Source organism: Bacillus sp. ISL-34 (genome assembly GCF_018613325.1).
Classification (GTDB): Bacteria; Bacillota; Bacilli; order Bacillales; family DSM-1321; genus Peribacillus.
Genome location: NZ_JAGGQJ010000018.1, coordinates 152,507 through 170,468, shown reverse-complemented (window position 1 = coordinate 170,468; position 17,962 = coordinate 152,507). Strand labels below are relative to the sequence as shown.

The 17,962-nt window shown below is 42.1% G+C and carries 16 protein-coding genes; 6 read left to right on the top strand and 10 right to left on the bottom strand.

What is annotated here, in order from left to right; genetic code table 11:
* Window positions 1-197 precede the first annotated feature (197 nt).
* Complete coding sequence (locus J7E52_RS14350) at window positions 198-1,073, bottom strand: nucleotidyltransferase-like protein (RefSeq protein WP_214747610.1); 876 nt, start codon at window positions 1,071-1,073, stop codon at window positions 198-200.
* A gap of 175 nt (window positions 1,074-1,248) precedes the next feature.
* Here J7E52_RS14350 and J7E52_RS14345 point away from each other — a divergent pair, with 175 nt between their 5' ends.
* Window positions 1,249-1,602: a YgzB family protein gene (locus J7E52_RS14345; protein WP_101225973.1), complete on the top strand. Its 354-nt coding sequence runs from the start codon at window positions 1,249-1,251 to the stop codon at window positions 1,600-1,602.
* A 100-nt stretch (window positions 1,603-1,702) separates the two neighbouring features.
* Here the strand turns inward: J7E52_RS14345 and perR are convergent, their stop codons facing one another.
* From perR to J7E52_RS14305, 8 genes are all read right to left on the bottom strand, one after another.
* Window positions 1,703-2,146 carry a peroxide-responsive transcriptional repressor PerR gene (perR, locus tag J7E52_RS14340; protein ID WP_076371177.1) on the bottom strand — a complete coding sequence of 148 codons (444 nt, stop codon included), beginning with the start codon at window positions 2,144-2,146 and terminating at the stop codon, window positions 1,703-1,705.
* A gap of 155 nt (window positions 2,147-2,301) precedes the next feature.
* A complete protein-coding gene (locus J7E52_RS14335; protein WP_214747572.1) occupies window positions 2,302-3,246 on the bottom strand; it encodes a D-2-hydroxyacid dehydrogenase in 945 nt (314 codons plus the stop codon).
* Window positions 3,247-3,382: 136 nt separating this feature from the next.
* Complete coding sequence (locus tag J7E52_RS14330) at window positions 3,383-4,504, bottom strand: aminopeptidase (protein WP_214747569.1); 1,122 nt, start codon at window positions 4,502-4,504, stop codon at window positions 3,383-3,385.
* Between the two features lie 11 nt (window positions 4,505-4,515).
* Window positions 4,516-4,986, bottom strand: coding sequence for a thioredoxin-dependent thiol peroxidase (gene bcp / locus J7E52_RS14325; protein WP_214747565.1), 471 nt, complete (start codon window positions 4,984-4,986; stop codon window positions 4,516-4,518).
* A 62-nt stretch (window positions 4,987-5,048) separates the two neighbouring features.
* The gene (locus J7E52_RS14320; protein WP_101225970.1) at window positions 5,049-5,468 is read right to left on the bottom strand and encodes a potassium channel family protein; all 420 of its coding nucleotides are present in this window, start codon (window positions 5,466-5,468) and stop codon (window positions 5,049-5,051) included.
* Between the two features lie 207 nt (window positions 5,469-5,675).
* A complete protein-coding gene (locus J7E52_RS14315; RefSeq protein ID WP_101225968.1) occupies window positions 5,676-6,461 on the bottom strand; it encodes an ABC transporter permease in 786 nt (261 codons plus the stop codon).
* Between the two features lie 4 nt (window positions 6,462-6,465).
* Window positions 6,466-7,257, bottom strand: coding sequence for an ABC transporter permease (locus J7E52_RS14310; RefSeq protein WP_098936373.1), 792 nt, complete (start codon window positions 7,255-7,257; stop codon window positions 6,466-6,468).
* Between the two features lie 48 nt (window positions 7,258-7,305).
* Window positions 7,306-8,313, bottom strand: coding sequence for an ABC transporter ATP-binding protein (locus tag J7E52_RS14305; RefSeq protein ID WP_214747562.1), 1,008 nt, complete (start codon window positions 8,311-8,313; stop codon window positions 7,306-7,308).
* 150 nt (window positions 8,314-8,463) lie between these two features.
* On the opposite strand from J7E52_RS14305, the gene J7E52_RS14300 reads away from it, so the two are divergent.
* From J7E52_RS14300 to J7E52_RS14285, 4 genes are all read left to right on the top strand, one after another.
* The gene (locus J7E52_RS14300) at window positions 8,464-8,784 is read left to right on the top strand and encodes a hypothetical protein (RefSeq protein ID WP_214747560.1); all 321 of its coding nucleotides are present in this window, start codon (window positions 8,464-8,466) and stop codon (window positions 8,782-8,784) included.
* A gap of 143 nt (window positions 8,785-8,927) precedes the next feature.
* Window positions 8,928-10,217, top strand: a complete 1,290-nt coding sequence (locus J7E52_RS14295) for a glutamate-1-semialdehyde 2,1-aminomutase (RefSeq protein ID WP_214747557.1) — start codon at window positions 8,928-8,930, stop codon at window positions 10,215-10,217.
* Between the two features lie 339 nt (window positions 10,218-10,556).
* Window positions 10,557-15,029: a glutamate synthase-related protein gene (locus J7E52_RS14290; protein ID WP_214747554.1), complete on the top strand. Its 4,473-nt coding sequence runs from the start codon at window positions 10,557-10,559 to the stop codon at window positions 15,027-15,029.
* Window positions 15,030-15,360: 331 nt separating this feature from the next.
* Window positions 15,361-16,452, top strand: a complete 1,092-nt coding sequence (locus tag J7E52_RS14285; RefSeq protein ID WP_214747551.1) for an FUSC family protein — start codon at window positions 15,361-15,363, stop codon at window positions 16,450-16,452.
* 57 nt (window positions 16,453-16,509) lie between these two features.
* Here J7E52_RS14285 and J7E52_RS14280 read toward each other — a convergent pair whose 3' ends face one another.
* Window positions 16,510-16,968: a MarR family winged helix-turn-helix transcriptional regulator gene (locus J7E52_RS14280; protein WP_214747548.1), complete on the bottom strand. Its 459-nt coding sequence runs from the start codon at window positions 16,966-16,968 to the stop codon at window positions 16,510-16,512.
* 326 nt (window positions 16,969-17,294) lie between these two features.
* Here J7E52_RS14280 and J7E52_RS14275 point away from each other — a divergent pair, with 326 nt between their 5' ends.
* Window positions 17,295-17,933, top strand: a complete 639-nt coding sequence (locus J7E52_RS14275) for a biotin/lipoyl-containing protein (RefSeq protein WP_214747545.1) — start codon at window positions 17,295-17,297, stop codon at window positions 17,931-17,933.
* Window positions 17,934-17,962: the final 29 nt, after the last annotated feature.

Genomic DNA, 17,962 nt, shown 5'->3' with positions numbered 1-17,962 from the left:
TTCAGTTTTCAAAGAGCAATTCCATTGTCGTTCACTTCGTAAGCGACTTTTACATCTTATCATGTTTTCAACTACGTTGTCAACATGTTTTTTAACTTTTTTTGTGTTGATGAAGCTGCGAAAGCTGATGTCCCGCAGCGACATGTATTAATATAACACCTATATTCCTATTGGTCAACAATAAAAATGCATTTTTTTTAAAAGTTTTTTGACACCCGATAAAACCGGTGATATACCTCGTGACCTTTTGTCTCCGCTTTGATGACTTCGATTACCTTCTTCTCTATCAAATATTCCAATAAAACACCTAGGTCGACTGAATAAAACTTAACTTCAGGATGCTCCATAAGCTCCGCAATCGTCCACGGATCTTCTTTCGTCCCCATTATTTCGACCAAATGCTGTGAACCTGCATTCGTCCTCGAATAAATAAGAAATTCGCTCGCAAGGAATAGAAGCTCCAATCTTTTCTCAAGAGTTTCCTCACTGCTGATCAATTCTTTATACAACTTGTAGATTTCAGGTTTCATATGCTTCACTTGGTTCCAGACCGTGACCTCCGGATAAAAGCCCTGTTCTATTATTTCCAAACGGGCCAAGTGATGCAAGGAATGAACGATATGGTTGTACGCCTCCAGATAATGTCCTTTTTCAAAGAAGCTTTTCCCATCCATGTACCTGCGAATTAACTTCGCAAACTCCATCCCCATCTTTAACTTCCTTCCATAGAAGGGGAACTCCCGGATTTCCGTTTTCAAACGGTCCAAATATTCATTCCGGTCAAAAAGGACCTTCCCGTTATATATCCAGTCAACCACTTTGCGGTTCGTACCTAATAGAAGCCATTCTTTTAACTGGTCTTCCTTCACGATATGTAAGGCTGCCTTTTTATCCCGGTAAGTGTAATGTTTTAAAAACACGGCCTCTTCGGCTTCGTCTGCAATCACAAAAAGGATGTAGTCAAATGTATCGGTAATCGGGCTATTATCATCTCTTTTTTCTATCAACAAGATTCCAAGTGTAGATTTTAAACTTGCTCGCTCTTGATAAATCGGGCGAAGGATATCTTCCATCATAAATTCCTCCAAAACCTTTTTTTTTAGACTTTCGACAAAACTCTTCAAATTCCTGCTTATTACCCTTACCCCAAACCATTTCAATTCAAAAGTAATATGTATCCTTTATTTCTTTTTTGTTCCATCCATTGTTTATGTTATAGTTAAAGTTATATTTTAGGAGGGACAATCCATGGCTAAATATTCTAGCAAAATCAATAAAATACGTACTTTTGCTTTGAGTTTGATTTTCATTGGCTTTATCGTAATGTACCTTGGCCTTTTCTTTAAAACGCATCCTGTTGTCATGACGATTTTCATGGGGCTGGGCCTTTTATTCATAATCGCAAGCACCGGGGTTTATTTTTGGATTGGAATGCTTTCTACAAAATCGATCCAGGTTGTCTGTCCTAACTGCGGCAAACCTACAAAAATACTAGGGCGTGTAGATATTTGCATGCATTGTGAAGAACCATTGACACTTGACAAAAAGTTGGAAGGCGAAGAATTCAACGAAAAATATAACCGGAAAAGCCTGCATGACTAGAGGAATTCGACTAGCTGAATTCCCTTTCAAGAGGTCCTTAACAATTGTATCATTTCTTCATAACATGAAAAAAAGTTCCAACCAAGTGGAGGAACTTTTTTTAATGCGATTCTTTTTTCGCACAATCCGTACAGTCACCGTAGATTTCCATCCGATGGTGACTAACATTGAAACCGGTGACTTGTGCTGCGAAATGCTCGACTTCATCCAATGCAGGATAATCGAAATCCACAATTTTCCCGCAAGTTTGGCAAATTACATGATAATGATTCGTCGTCACGAAATCAAACCTTGCCGAAGAATCACCATATGTTAGTTCTTTTACCAAACCTACCTCACGGAAAACACGCAGGTTGTTATAAACCGTTGCCACACTCATATTCGGAAACTTGCCTTCCAGCGCTTTATATATATCATCAGCGGTAGGGTGGGACATGGAGCTTATCAAATACTCAAGTATCGCATGGCGTTGAGGAGTTATTCTTACACCGGTATCTTTTAAGGAATCCAACGCTTCTTTTAACTGAACTTCAGACACCGTCATCCACCTCTTTTTCTTATTAAGTATGAATTCTTAAATTGTAATATTTATAAATAGTGTACCTTTTATGCGTTGAATTTGTCAATAATTCAATGGCTTAACCATTCTTTTTTAGTTTATTCATGAAGCATTGAATCTTTCCCATTTTTGCATTGAGTTTAGTATCCCCTGGATAAGTCGATTAAGTTGATGAAGTCTTTTCCAGCTTTCAGGTATTCACGCATGTTTTTTTCGAAAATGGCAAAGGTTCTTGGTAAATATTCTCCGCTTTTACTTGAAAGATGCGGTGTGACCGTAACATTCTCCATCGTCCAAAACGGATGCCCTGTTCCTAAAGGCTCCGGATCAAATACATCCAAGATGGCATGAGATAATTCCCCGGCATCGAGGGCTTCGATCAACACTTCATCGTCAATCAGGTCGCCTCGGCCAATATTCAAGAATACAGCAGATTTTTTCATTGCTTTAAAGTGTTCTTTTTGCAAAAGCCCTTTCGTTTCATTCGTACTTGGCAGGACGGATACGATATAATCCACTCCCTGTATGGCTTCCAATAAATTATCCGGGGTATAAAGATGATCGATGGATTCCACTGGCTTCCCACTCCGGTTCACTCCCATCGTCGTCATCCCAAAAGCTTTTCCAAGACGGGCCACTTCCCCTCCAATTGCACCGACACCAATAACGAGCATCGTCTTGCCATTCAATTCCCCAACTTCAATCTTTCTATCCCACAGTTCTGCCTTTTCATTCTTAATAAGCAGTTTCAATTTCTTTTCATATTGCAAAAGCATCCCTATCGTATACTCGGCCATTGGGATTTTATGTATTCCTCTTGCGTTAGTCACCAGAATGCCACGTTCCTCAATGGCTTTAAATGGCATTGATTCCATCCCTGCACTCATGACCATGATCCATTTCAAGTTCGCGGCTTTTCCAATGATTTCTTCAGTTAAGTCTTCACCATATGTAATTAAGATTTCCGCTTCACGAAGCGACCCATCCTTCCATCCTTTTTGATAAATGAAGTTCAAATCAGGAAAAGCTTCCGTCATCTTCGTTTGGATGCCTTCATTCGGAATGACAGTTGAAAGTATTATCATGTTTATCTCCCCCTTTTAATCAACATAAAAAAACACGGGCTCTATGTGTCCCGCGCAACTTTCTCTGAGGAGGTATTCCCTTAATAAAGCATATTCAGGTGTCCCCTTTTTGAGTTGGACAAAAGCCTTACCCTTATTAAAAAAGGCTTTTTTTAAAAGAATTTGGGTTTAATGCATGTAATTCCGGCGAAATGAAAACGCCATCCCTTCTGATCAGGACGTCGTCAAAGAAGATGTCACCACCCCCATATTCGGGACGCTGAATCAAGACCATATCCCAATGTATCGATGATCGATTTCCATTATCCGCTTCTTCATAGGCAAGTCCAAGAGCCAAGTGCAGACTCCCGCTTATTTTCTCATCGAACAAGATATCGTCCATAGGTTCCAATATGTATGGATTGATCCCAATTGCGAACTCTCCGATAAACCGGGAACCTTCATCAATATTCAGAATTTGGTTCATTTCAGAGTCACGATTGGAAGTCGCTTTAATGATTTTTCCCTTTTCCAAGTTTAATTCTATGTCACTAAAGGTGATTCCTTCATAGGTTGTGGGTGTGTTGAAGGATATCCTTCCATCGAGACTATCTTTTATGGGTGCCGTAAACACTTCCCCATCCGGTAAATTCTTTTTTCCGGCACATATGACGGCCGGCATACCTTTGATGGAAAAGGTCAAATCTGTCCCTGGCGAAACGATCCTGACTTTGTCAGTCCGTTCCATCAATTGTTTTAACGGTTTCAAGGCCGTCTCCATTTTCCCGTAATCCATGTTGCATACGTTCAAAAGAAAGTCTTGGTACATGTCGAAGGTCATGCCGGCTTTTTGCGCTGATGCATTGGTGGGATAATTAAGCAAGACCCAACGTCGGTTGTTTACATAGAAAAGAGTGGGGGAATTCATAGCCTCACCTTGAAGACGGTGCCTCTCGATGGGAACATCGGTCATTTCCACATCGTTTTCTTCCCCGGTGATGATGATGACCGCATCGATATCCTTATATTTCTTCATGGCCCATTGCGAAGAGGTGTCAAGTTGTTCCTTTACATTCCCTTGTAACAGGTGGCGGCTTATTTCATCGTCTTCGAGTTCTACATATGGATATGCACCCACTCTGTATATTTCATCAATCAGCTCTTTCAATAATGGTTTCGTGTTGATATGCCCCCGTATGAGGATTCTCTCTTTTGGCTGTAATTGTATCGAATGATGAATCAGCCTGGCTGCAAGCTTCGTTATTCGCTCATCCTTCATCTGCCTGTCCCTTATTTTTCGAGGTCGCGAAGAGTTTCAAGAGCTTCTTCGACGTGGCCTTTGACTTTTACTTTACGCCATTCTTTGACTACCTTACCAGCCTTATCAATCAGGAAAGTTGAACGTTCAATGCCCATATACTCCTTGCCGAAGTTCTTTTTCAATTGCCACACATCAAATGATTCAGCCGCTTCATGATTTTCATCAGCCAGCAGCAGAAAAGGCAATCCATGTTTTTCGATGAATTTTTCATGACGTGCAGCTGGGTCTGGGCTGATACCAATGATGGCCGCGTTCAATTCCTCAAATTGCTCATTATGGTCCCGGAAATCACAGGCCTCCGTCGTGCAGCCTGGCGTCATGTCTTTTGGATAAAAATATAAAACAATGTATTTCCCCTTAAAATCCGATAGGGACACCATTTCACCATTGTTTGCAGGGAGCTTGAATTCAGGTGCTTTTTCTCCAATTTTAACAGTCATATTGAACCCTCCATTTCTTTCATTATGGTAAGAGTACCCAATAATCGATAGAAACACAACTTTCATTTATCCTTCCTATCTTTGTGCTCCAGATCGATCACCGTCCGGATCACGAACGCTGCCGGCAGTGTATACCCGATAAAAGCCTGAATGGTAGCTATCATCCTGCCCATGCCAATCGGAGCTATATCTCCATACCCTACAGAAAACATCGTCATCGCACTAAAATAAAAAGAAGTCTTCAACTGTTCATAGAAAGTGCCATCCAATCGATTGCCCATATCTAGAATCACCGAATGATTCTGAAGTTCGTATAATAAATAAATCAGTGCAAATCCAACTAATATCGTCGCATATAAATTGCCAAGCCACAGCATATCCTCCAGGGAAAACTTCTTCCCTCCCGACTCAACAAGAAATAACGTACGAATGCTCATCACCATGCAAAAAATGATTCCTGCAATCAAGATGTAGAAAGTCATCCCCAACGCCCCATTTCAAAACGCCACTTCCTCTATACATACTCCCTGTCCAAACAATATATTCTTTTTTAGGAACAGACCTCCCGCACACAAACGGAAGAGGAAAAGCAGCAATATGTTCAAGGACAAGCAAGATATATTGAAAGAAAGAATAAACGGAACTAAACAAAAACCCCTTCAACATGAATGCTGTTGAAGGGGTTTCTTTTAGTTTCCTGCACCGCGGTACCTCTTCACTCCCTGATTCCATATGAAAACGGATATCATGAAAAAGGCTACCCCAATTACAGGTGTGGCAAATGCGTATGCATACCATTCTTCTTTTCTAAGGAAATAAGATGCCGGATAGACACCAACAAATGCGAATGGCAGCACCCATGTAAGAACAAAACGAATGACCTTATTATAAATATCAACAGGATAGCGCCCATAGTTCCCGATATTATACATCATTGGCATGATGGATGTTTTCGCATCCGACCAGAACCCAATGCTTGCTATCGCAACGAATATGGCTGCATAAGCAAGGGCCCCGCCTATTGCAAAAATGATGAAAAGAATCGGGTCATACCACGCAAGCTGCAAATCCAATGAAATCCCCGAGTAGAATATAATTATCAAACCGGTCACAACACCAAATAACGCTTCAAGCTCGATTCGTTCTAAGATGACTTGAAAAAGGCTATGTATCGGTCTTGTTAATATCCGGTCCATTTCACCTTTGACGATATAGCGGTCATTAAAATCCCAGATGTTGAAAAAGGCTGAAAAAAGGGCGAATGGGATAAGGAAAAATCCATAAATGAATATGATTTCTTCACGGCTCCACCCGCTTAAAAATTGGGTATGTCCAAAAACGACTAAGATAAATACCAGATTCACGACCTGATTCAGCAGGTCAGATAGGATTTCCATGAAGAAATCGGCTCTATATTGCAATCTTGTTTTCATATATTGACTCACATATTGAAAGAACATCGATACATAAAACATTCCGTCAACCTCCTTGAATAATCAGCTGTTTTTTTGCGACTATCCATAAAAGCTGAATCGGTATTATGAGAATGATGCACCAAATTAACTGCTGTAAAAGCGCCATGCCAATTTCGCCTGAACTGTACCCGTTCGTAAAAATCATGCTTGGTACATAACTGATCCCTTGAAAGGGTAAATATTTCATCACTTCCTGCGCCCATATCGGATAGAAACTGATGGGCAGCAGCAGACCGGAAAATAAATCAATGATAACCCTTTTAGCCCGGATCAATCCGGCATTATTATATAAGAAAAAGGTAGTGATTCCCGTCAATAAGTTAATTTGTGTATTGATGATGAAGCTGAACAGCAAGGAAATGCCGAATATCCCCCATGTAGCCGGCTCGTGCGGCAATTCGATAGGAAAAATGAATGCTACCAGCAGCATTCCCGGAATCGAGAAGAAGAAGAAACGGAATATCCCTTCCCCAAGTCCTTGCATCGTTTTCATGCCTAAATAGTTATAAGGCCGGATCATTTCAATGGCAACCTTGCCGTCTTTAATCTCAGTGGCGATTTCGCGGTCAATATTATTGAAATAAAAAGCGCGCGCCATCCATGCAACCGCTACATAGGTTGTCATCTGCATGCTTGAAAGTCCTTCGATGGAGCTTTTTTCTCCATATATCGCATTCCATAAGAAATAATAAGCACCGATATTAATGCTATAAATTAAAATGCCGGTATAATAATCCGTTCGATACGCAAGCATCATCAAAAAACGCATGCGAATCATTGCAAGATACTTCCCCATGGCCCTCCCCCTTCTTGATAGACACGTTGTTTCTTAATGATAAGAGAGTCAGACAGTGCCTTCTTCGTAAATATTGCGAACAATCTCTTCAATGGACGTTTCATGGATTTTGATGTCCTTTATTTTAAAATGAGATACGACAGCTGAAACAAGCTGTGAAATATGATCACTTTCTTCTTTCAACAAGGCAATGTAAGTTTGACTTTTCTCATCATAAACCCAGTTAGCGGTAAATGGGAGCACCAATGATTGCAATTCCTTCAATGCGATCGGCTCGATGAATTGAAAATGGATCTGTTTTTCCTCAGCCCAGTTATCTTTCAAACTCTGCAATTCCCCATCATAGATGATTTGTCCTTCATCAAGCATGATTACACGCTCACATAATGCTTCTATGTCTCCTAAATCATGTGTAGTCAAAAGGATTGTCGTATTATATTTCTCATTGATTTCTTTCAGGAACTCACGAATCTTCATTTTCACGAGCACATCAAGTCCAATTGTCGGCTCGTCCAGGAACAGCAAAGGCGGATTGTGGATCAAAGCTGCCGCAAGCTCGCAACGCATTCGCTGACCAAGTGAGAGTTTACGCACTGGTTTGTCCAGCAAAGGACCGATATCAAGCGTCTTGATGACATGTTCCATATGATCGTTATATTGTTCATCCGTTACCTTATAGACCTTTTTTAACAGCCTGAACGATTCTTGAACCGCAATATCCCACCAAAGCTGTGAGCGCTGACCGAATACGACTCCGATTGTCTGAGTGAACTTTTCCCTTTCTTTATGCGGATTCATGCCATTGACCGTGATTTCACCTGCTGTTGGTTCCAAAATACCTGTCAGCATTTTGATCGTGGTCGATTTCCCTGCACCATTTTCCCCGATATAAGCTACCATCTCACCCTTTTTTACAGTAAAATTGATATCATTGACGGCAGGGACGACCTTATAATTTCTGGTAAGTAAATCCCGGAAGGCACCCTTTAGCCCTGAACGGCTTGATGCCGACTTAAATTCCTTCCGAAGCTGTTTCACTTGAATTGCATCACTCATCCTGTTACATCCTCCGTAATCTCTTGTCCTAATGAATTAGTTTATCCAACCTAACCTTTTTAGACAATAAAAATGCTTGGCTGCCATATACCATTTTCCGGGCGAAATGGCCGTTGTATCAGATACATATATAAAGGAGACGAGTATGCCATGAATATCAAAAAATTATTACTATCCCAAATTGAAAAGGTCGTTATCGACCTTCGATATGACTTCCTTTATGAAGATGAGTACGGTGAATTATTATGCCAGGTCATCCAAAGGGATTCGAGCGGGTCGATCGAAAGCACACCCATCAGTTTCCATCTTTGCATTAATGAAGAGAAAGGAACCGGCCATCTAATCTATTACCAAGCCCAGGGCGAAATGAACCGCCAATCCTTCGACATCGAAAACCCTGACACCATCTTGGCCATTCTTACTTTCATAACAGGTGTTTTGGGATCCGACCCTATTTCGCAAACAAAATGAAGGACCTGAATCCTGATGCTTCTAGGGCTCAGCACTTCCAATAGGGGACGAATCACATTTCCTAGCCTTCGACCCCAGATTTACGGACGGAAAAGTGCTATGATTAAGGGGAAATATGTTTATATTTTTAGGAGGTTTTAAGATTGGATTTTAGTAATTCTGAGCTTTTACATAAAGAGGCATTGGAACATATCGTTGGCGGGGTTAACAGCCCATCCCGTTCTTACAAAGCTGTAGGCGGCGGTTCACCGGTTGCGATGGATCATGCCAAAGGTGCTTATTTCTGGGATGTTGATGGCAATAAATATATCGATTATTTAGCTGCATATGGCCCGATCATCACAGGTCATGCGCATCCACATATTACGGGAGCTATCGTTAAAGCAGCAGAAACGGGCGTTTTATACGGCACCCCGACAAAACATGAAGTCAAATTTGCCAAAATGTTGAAAGAAGCCATACCATCCATGGATAAAGTCCGCTTCACCAATTCAGGAACCGAGTCCGTCATGTCCACCATCCGCGTTGCCCGTGCTTACACAGGACGCGATAAGATCATCAAGTTTGCTGGCTGTTACCATGGACATTCCGACCTTGTTCTCGTCGCTGCAGGTTCCGGCCCGTCCACTCTAGGTACACCGGACTCTGCCGGCGTTCCAAAAAGCATCGCACAAGAAGTCATCACGGTACCTTTCAATGATATCGAGTCATTTAAAGAAGCTCTTGGTAAATGGGGCAATGAAATTGCTGGCGTGCTGGTTGAACCAATCGTCGGCAACTTTGGAATCGTGGAACCAAGCCCCGGCTTCTTGGAAGAAGTCATTTCATTATCTCACGAAGCCGGATCACTCGTCATTTTCGACGAGGTCATCACAGCATTCCGCTTCATGTATGGAGGGGCACAGGACTTTTTGGGAATTCAACCCGATTTGACCGCGCTTGGAAAAATCATCGGGGGCGGGCTTCCTATTGGTGCCTATGGCGGTAAAAAAGAGATCATGGAAACTGTCGCACCGCTGGGACCAGCCTATCAAGCGGGTACGATGGCAGGAAATCCGGCTTCAATGCTTTCCGGGATAGCTTGCTTAGAAGTACTTAAAGAAGAGGGGCTGTATGACGAGCTTGACCGGCTGGGGAAAATCCTTGAAGAAGGTATCCTGAAAGCAGCCCGCCAATATAATGTACCGATCACCATCAACCGCCTTAAAGGGGCGTTGACGATCTATTTCACGACAGAAAAAATTGAAAACTATGAGCAGGCGGAAAATACGGATGGCGAAATGTTCGCTAAGTTCTTCAAACTCATGCTCAACCAGGGAATCAATTTGGCACCGTCCAAATACGAAGCCTGGTTCTTGACAATCGCTCACACGGATGATGATATCGCTTATACTCTAAAAGCGGTTGAACATGCATTCAAAAACCTAATATAATAAATCGAATCAGCATAATTATGCATTTTTTATACACCCTCAGGATGCACATCAATCTTGGGGGTTTCTTATTTCCTTGTAATAAATCTTTAATATTAGCATTTGAAGCCACTCCTCACAAAAATCCCATCAATCACAGCATCCAGTCCATTGTATAAAAAATTGATTTCTGAATATTTAAATGATATGATATGGATACATTTATATACATTTATACACTTTCTTTCAATCTATCAAAACTTGGACTATTGTTCGGGTTTACTAATATTTCCCCCATTAAACACATGCTACAGGAGGTGAAAGGCAGAGAATAAGGGTAACCTTATTCAAGCCACATATATGGCCCAACAATGGACACCTGCTACATTTAAAGAATTTCACAAGGAAGAACATGATGCCTGCGGTATCGTTTCCTGCATCGAAAAAAAGAAAATCCCTACTAACGAAAACATCTTTGCCTGTATCGACGCCCTGGTTAAAATGAACCATCGCTGCGGCTTCATCAATGGTGAGGGCGATGGCGCCGGCATCCATATCGATATTCCCCGCGCTCTTTGGAAAAAGAAGCTTGAAGCGGCAAATGTAGATTCAAGCATCGTCGATCAAGATTCCTTCATAGTCGGCCACTTATTTTTAAGCAAAAAAACAGAAGCTAGCGACTTAAAAATTGAAGTCAAGGAGAAACTGCTCCAACATGGTCTCTCATTGATATTCGAAACGGATAAAGCCTACCGTTCCGAGGCATTGGGTCCCATTGCCATTCAAGAAGACCCGGTGTTCTGGCAATTTGCCTGTTCCTCCACCATCAATAACAACCAAGAGCTTTCAAATGTTCTTTTTGAGCTGACTTCTGACATCGAAAAAAGTGATTTCATCCATGTTGCATCTTTAAGCCAGCATCATGCGGTATACAAAGTGATGGGTGCGGGGGATACGCTCCCTGCCTATTATCTTGATCTTGCCGACCCTTTGGCTGCCTCCACCATGACACTGGGACATAATCGTTTTTCAACCAATACTCTATCGAGCTTCTTCCGGGTCCAGCCTTTCAGTGTCCTTGGTCATAATGGCGAAATCAATACCATCGCCAAATTGCGTGATGAAGCGAAAATGATCGGAGTTCCCATCGCTAAAGATGGAAGCGACTCACAGGATTTAAACAAGACGATTGAAACTTTCATCTGCCGTCATGGCTACTCTTTATTTGAAGCTGTCGATCTTATGTTCCCGCCAATCATCAATGAAATCAAGGAATATCCCGAGCACTTACAAGACTTATATACGTATTTAAGGGAAGCATGGGGTCATTTTGCACAAGGTCCGGCAGGCATCATCTCCCGTTTCGGCGACGAAGCCGTGTTCTCTGTCGACTCTTTAGGCTTGCGCCCGCTATGGAATATTGAAACGGAATCATCTTATATGTTCACTTCCGAACCAGGAATCATCCCTTCCAGTGAATATACCGGAGATCCGAAACCGATGGGTCCAGGGGAAAAAATCGGTTTGAAATGGAACGGCGACCGTATTGAATTGTACACATACAAGGATTACCAGCATAAAGTGTTTGAACTCTTCAATGATCGTTTCGTCCTTTCAAATGACCGAGTCCGCTTACAGCCCCAAGTGTTTGAAAAGGTTGTCTCCATGACAAATACGCAAGCCATTCATAATGGTCAGTATAAAGCCTTTGGGTGGGAAAGGGAGCATGTCCAACTAGTGGAACAGATGGCCGAAAAAGGCGCTGAGCCCATTCGTTCACTTGGTCATGACGCGCCGCTGGCAGCACTTAATCCCCAACGGACCAACATAGCTGATTTCATCAAGGAAAGTGTGGCCGTTGTAACCAACCCTGCGATCGACCGGGACCGGGAAACCGAGCACTTCTCAACAAGAACGATCATCGGAAAACGTCCTTCCCTTTTCGAAGCGAATAAGGCAGGAAAGGTTACGGAACTGCTGACTCCCTTATTGATTGAAGGGTCAACGGGTTATGAGTGCTCATCTATCGTATCGCAGCCAAGCTATGATCAGTTCATTAAATATAACCAAGATCACAAACTCGTGCACTTCATTTCAAGTACGTTCAAAGAGGATGAAAACATCACGGATGCCTTGACCAGGATTACGGATGAAAGTGTCAATGCAGTGGATGAAGGAAAAACGCTGCTTGTTCTGGATGATGCCCTTGCCCATCAAAACGGCAACCTTTGGCTTGATCCGCACCTTGTCACTTCAGCAGTCGATCAAGCGTTGGTCCGCACAGGCAAGCGCCGTGATTGCTCCATCCTTTTACGTTCAGCATCGTTAAGGTCACTGCACGATATCATCGTTTCTTATGGTCTTGGGGCCAATTTAATCAGTCCTTATTATATGTTCCTTTCCTTATCTTCGGATGACCTCAAGGGGGTTACCAATCTATATAACTCCTTGACGAAAGGGCTTGAGAAAGTCATCTCCACCATTGGCATTCATGAGCTGCGCGGCTATGGAAGACTTTTCTCAAGCATCGGTTTACATGAGGAAATCGCGAAATATTTAAATGTGGCTAACTTCTTCGGATCCAATGATCTGGACTATAATTTTGATAAAATCAAGGCAGATGCCATCCAGCGTGCAGAAGATTACGGCAATGAAAAAGAACGGATGGGTAAGACCTTCCATTTATTCCCTAGGATTTGGAAGTCTATCGGGGAAGTTGCTTCAACCGGGGACTATGATGCTTATCGCGAAAAGATCACCGAACAGGAAGAATCAAATCCTACGACGATCCGCCATTTGACATCATTAAAAACTTCAGATGCTACCATCCCTTCTGAAGAAGTCAGTCTTTCGATCGGCGAACAGGAATTGCCGTTCGTCATAGCCTCCATGTCCTTTGGATCACAAAATGAGATTGCTTTCCGGGCCTATGCAGAAGCTGCCGAAAGGTTAGGCATGATCAGCATGAACGGTGAAGGCGGGGAAATAAAGGATATGCTTGGCAAGTACCCGAAATCCCGCGGACAGCAAATCGCTTCCGGCCGTTTCGGTGTCAATGCAGAACTATTGAACTCTTCAAATCTATTGGAAATTAAAATTGGGCAAGGAGCAAAACCTGGTGAAGGCGGTCACCTTCCAGGTTCCAAGGTCACAGCGAAAATCGCAGAAGCCCGAAATGCAACAATCGGTTCCGATTTGATCTCCCCTTCCAATAATCATGATATATACTCAATTGAAGATTTGGCCCAAATGATCCATGAGCTAAAAACGGCAAACGACAAAGCAAAAGTTGCCGTCAAAGTACCTGTCGTTCCAAACATTGGTACGATTGCTGTCGGCGTCGCAAAAGCGGGGGCCGATATCATAACGCTTTCCGGTTTTGATGGCGGAACGGGTGCTGCCAGGATCCATGCACTCGCACATGTCGGCCTACCAGTTGAGATAGGTGTGAAAGCGGCCCATAATGCGCTGCTTGAGTCAGGTATCCGACAGAATGTTGAAATTTGGGCTGACGGTGGGTTAAAAAGCTCGATGGATGTATTGAAGGTAATGCTGCTTGGGGCAAACCGTGTAGGTTTTGGAACCCTTTCGATGATTGCCGTCGGCTGTACAACGTGCCGCGGATGTCACCTTGATACTTGCCATGTGGGCATCGCCACTCAAATTGAATCGGAAGCACAGGCGAAAGAACATGGGCTGCGCCGTTTTGTTCCACGAAAATTTGATTTAGCCGTTCAGGGATTAACGAATATGTTCAGTGCATTTGCAAAAGAACTCAAATCTTTGACCGGATCACTTGGGGTGAAGAATCTTCAGGATATCGTCGGACGTTCTGATTTGCTACAGCAAGTTAAAGGTCAACAATCATTGGATTTAACCTATTTATTGAAAAACCTGGATATAACACCGTTCTCACATAAGGAAACGGCGGCATATTTGAATGAAGGCTCCATGCAGGTAGCCGTTGGCGCTGAATATCTGGATTCGCATGTGGATGATCTGCAGCAATCCCGTAACTATAGCTCGATCACTTCCGAGCAGCGTGTACTCGGCAGCAGGGTGTCCTGTCACCGCGTTAGGGGCAGATTGGATGGATCATACAAAAAACTTCCTCCCGTTCACCTATCCTACCAGGATGGTTCCATCCCGGGTAATGGACTTGGGGCATACAATACGGAGGGAATTACAATCAGCGTTAATGGCGGTGCCCAGGATGGCATTGGCAAAACATCGATTGGCGGTAATATTGCCATCTTTAAATCTCCAGGAAAAGATGGAAAGTTCTACAATGGCTCTGTCGGTAAGGGATTTGGTTACGGTGCACAGCATGGTCTCCTCATTGCCCAAGGTGATGCCGATGCCAGGGCGGGAATCCGGCTTTCCGGAGCAGATATGATCATTGGAGGATTATTGAAACAACCGCTTCCTAAAAAGGAAAACGGTAATATTGCGGTAACTTCCAATATTAAGGGATTCGCTTTTGAATACATGACAAATGGAAGAGGCTTGGTTCTGGGTGATCCCGGTCCATGGATTTGCGCAGGGATGACAGGCGGTGTCGTTTATTTGCGGCAACAGCCTGAATCTGGATTAACCAAAGAGGTCATTAAGAAACGGGTTGCGAAAGGGGCAAAGATTTCCATTGAGCCCCTCTCCGCAAGAGGCCTGCAGGATGTGGCCGAACTTCTTGGCAAATACACGGCCCTCTTGAAAGATCATGGCCAAAGCGAAGAAGCGGCCTCTTTAGAGGCACTGCTTCAAAATCCTGAAGAGCACTTCCTTCAGGTCGTTCCAGTTAAAGAACAGGCGGATCCTGCTGTATCCACGGAGTGATGCCAAAATATATTGATAAAGGCTGATGCTCTTCATTTCGAGCATCAGCCTTTTCCAGTCATATACCTCCTGGAATAGTCTTCAAACGATGGAAAAACAAACTTGAAAGCAATCAAGAAATTGCCTATCGTTTCTTTATATATTAAACTTGATTTTAGCTATTGTAACTCTTAGGAAAATCCTGTATATTACTTTTTGTTTACATCTGCTTATTTTAGTGTAAAGTACTAACAAATAAGTTAGAATACAACTTTAAGCAAAAGCCTATATATAAATAGAGACTTTTTTTTACCACATTCCATTACAACACAAAGAAAGGATTAACCCATATATGAAGTTTGGTGCCCGCATTCTCAAAACAGGAATAGCAATCGTTTTAGCGCTTTATCTCTCGGAACTGCTTAACCTTCCTGCTCCTGTCCTTTCTGGGATTGCTGCAATTTTTGCAATACAACCTACCATTTACCGTTCATATCAAACGGTGTTGGAGCAAATTCAAGGAAATATCATTGGCGCATTGGTTGCTGTCTCATTCGTTTTGTTGTTCGGAAATGATATTTTTATAATCGGTCTTGCCGTTATGGTTGTCATAACCATCAATTTAAAACTGAAAATGGATAAAACGATTGTCCTTTCCATCGTGACGGTCATCGCCATCATGGAAAGCCAGGACGGGGAATTCCTCAATTTTGCCTTTATTCGTCTCTCATCCGTTTTGCTTGGAATCGTTTCTTCGTTTATCGTGAATCTGGTTTTCATTCCTCCAAAGTACGAAGCAAAGCTTTATACACGCATTACAGATGTAACGGAAGACATCTTGAAATGGATCAGAATAAGCACAAGACATGCTACAGAACACACTTTATTGAAAAAAGACATCAGCCGATTGAAGGCGGAGTTACTCGATTTAGAACATATCTATTCCATGTACAAAGAGGAGCGGGAATATTTCAAGAAGAACAGTGTTGCTAAAGGAAGAAAGCTTGTCGTTTATCGCCAAATGATCATAACGACAAAAAAAGCGTTTGAAACCTTGAAGAGAATCCATAAATTCGAGAATGAAGTATATCAAATGCCTGAAGATTTCCAACGGAGTATCTTACAGCAGCTTGATTCATTGATCCGTAAGCATGAACAGTTGATATTGCTGCATATCGAAAAAATCAAGTCCATCGAGGAGATTGAAGATTGGGACCAGGATTGTTTAAGTCGTAAAGAGCTGCTCGCCCACTTTTTCGAACAGCAGAATCAAGTGGACGAAATGCATGATAATCTGGGCCATCTCTCTGCCCGCCTTGTACCATTGATTTCTGCAGTCATAGAATATGACGAACAATTGGAACATCTTGAAAAGCTGATCGTCAGCTTCCAGTCCTTCCATAAGGAAGATAACGAAATATCTGTCCAGTATGAAGAAGATTAAAAAAAGACGGTTCCCGGGAACCGTCTTTTTTCGTCTCTATTTAGAGCATGCCCTCATTCAATCATCCAAAAGGTTCTTATCTGCCGCCTTTTCAATCGTATCCAATTTCTTCAAAAGATCCTGCAGCTCATCTTCTGAGAATGAATTGAAGTTCTTGCCCATCAATTGGTTATGCTCCGCAAGGACTCTCCCCAAAATCGCTTCCCCTGCCTCTTTCAATTCAAGGTTGATGACCCTGCGATCCTTATCAGAGGGCTGCCGTTTCACATAATCCATTTCGACCAACTTATCTACAAATACGGTAATCGCACTTGGCTTTACGGTTAAGAAGTCAGCCAGTTGGGTCGATTTAATCGACCCCTCTTTTTTCAATATCAATAATATGAAAAACTGAGGCGATGTTAATCCATAAGGCTGAAGATTTTTTGCTACGATGGCCCTAAGCTTCTTCCTAATCCGAAAAATCTGCATTTCTATACTATTAGTTACTTCCCATTTAAATTCCAGCCTTCTCACTCCTTATATAGGACAATCCTACCTCTTAAATTTAATTAAATGACATTCCAATGTCAACTTTACTTTCCATATATCCTTAAAACTAAAAAAAATTTAAATTTTTACCATTTCAATGTATTTATTTCCCACTATTATTCCGAATAAATTACATGACAAAAAATAATTAAACTGGTAAACTCTTTACTTAATAATATTAATACTTATAAAAATTAATATTTATTAAAATTAATAAATAAACATTAGAATAGGAGGCGGTGTCATTTCTAGCTAATGAACGTTAATCAAAAAAAGGAATACATCATCAATATTTTTTGGAGGCGAAACAAGTGAATAGAGGACGTTTAGTTTTAATCAATGTCATTGGTTTGGTTATTATAATAGCGGTATTGGCCGGTGGGGCTTTTTACTATTATGAAAGCACGAATTTCATTAAAACGGATGAAGCGAAAGTGTCGGGAGAGCTATATACCATCGTTGCCCCCGTTGCCGGTAAACTAGCAGATTGGGACTTACACGAAGGAGACAGTGTAAATAAGGATGACAAAGTTGCCAATGTAACCACCTTAGACGGAAAAGAAGCGGTAAAAACCGCAGCACAAGGTACAATCGTTAAAACACAAGTGCATGATGAGCAGCTTGTTCAAGCGGGTCAAACGCTAGCTCAGACCATCAATATGGATGATCTGTCCATAACGGCTAATATTGAAGAAAATAAATTGAAGGATATCGAAAAAGGTGACAGCGTCGATATCATCATCGATGGAGATCCCGATACTGTCTTCGAAGGTACATTGGAACAGATCGGTTATGCTACAACGTCTGTCTTTTCAGTGATGGGCAATCAAAACAGCAGCGGAAACTATACGAAAGTCACCCAAAAAGTACCGGTAAAAATCTCCATCAAAGCACCATCCGATAAAGTTCTGCCTGGAATGAACGCAGAAGTGAAAATTTCAACTAAATAAACCGGCTACACAGTTATACAGAAAGGAGG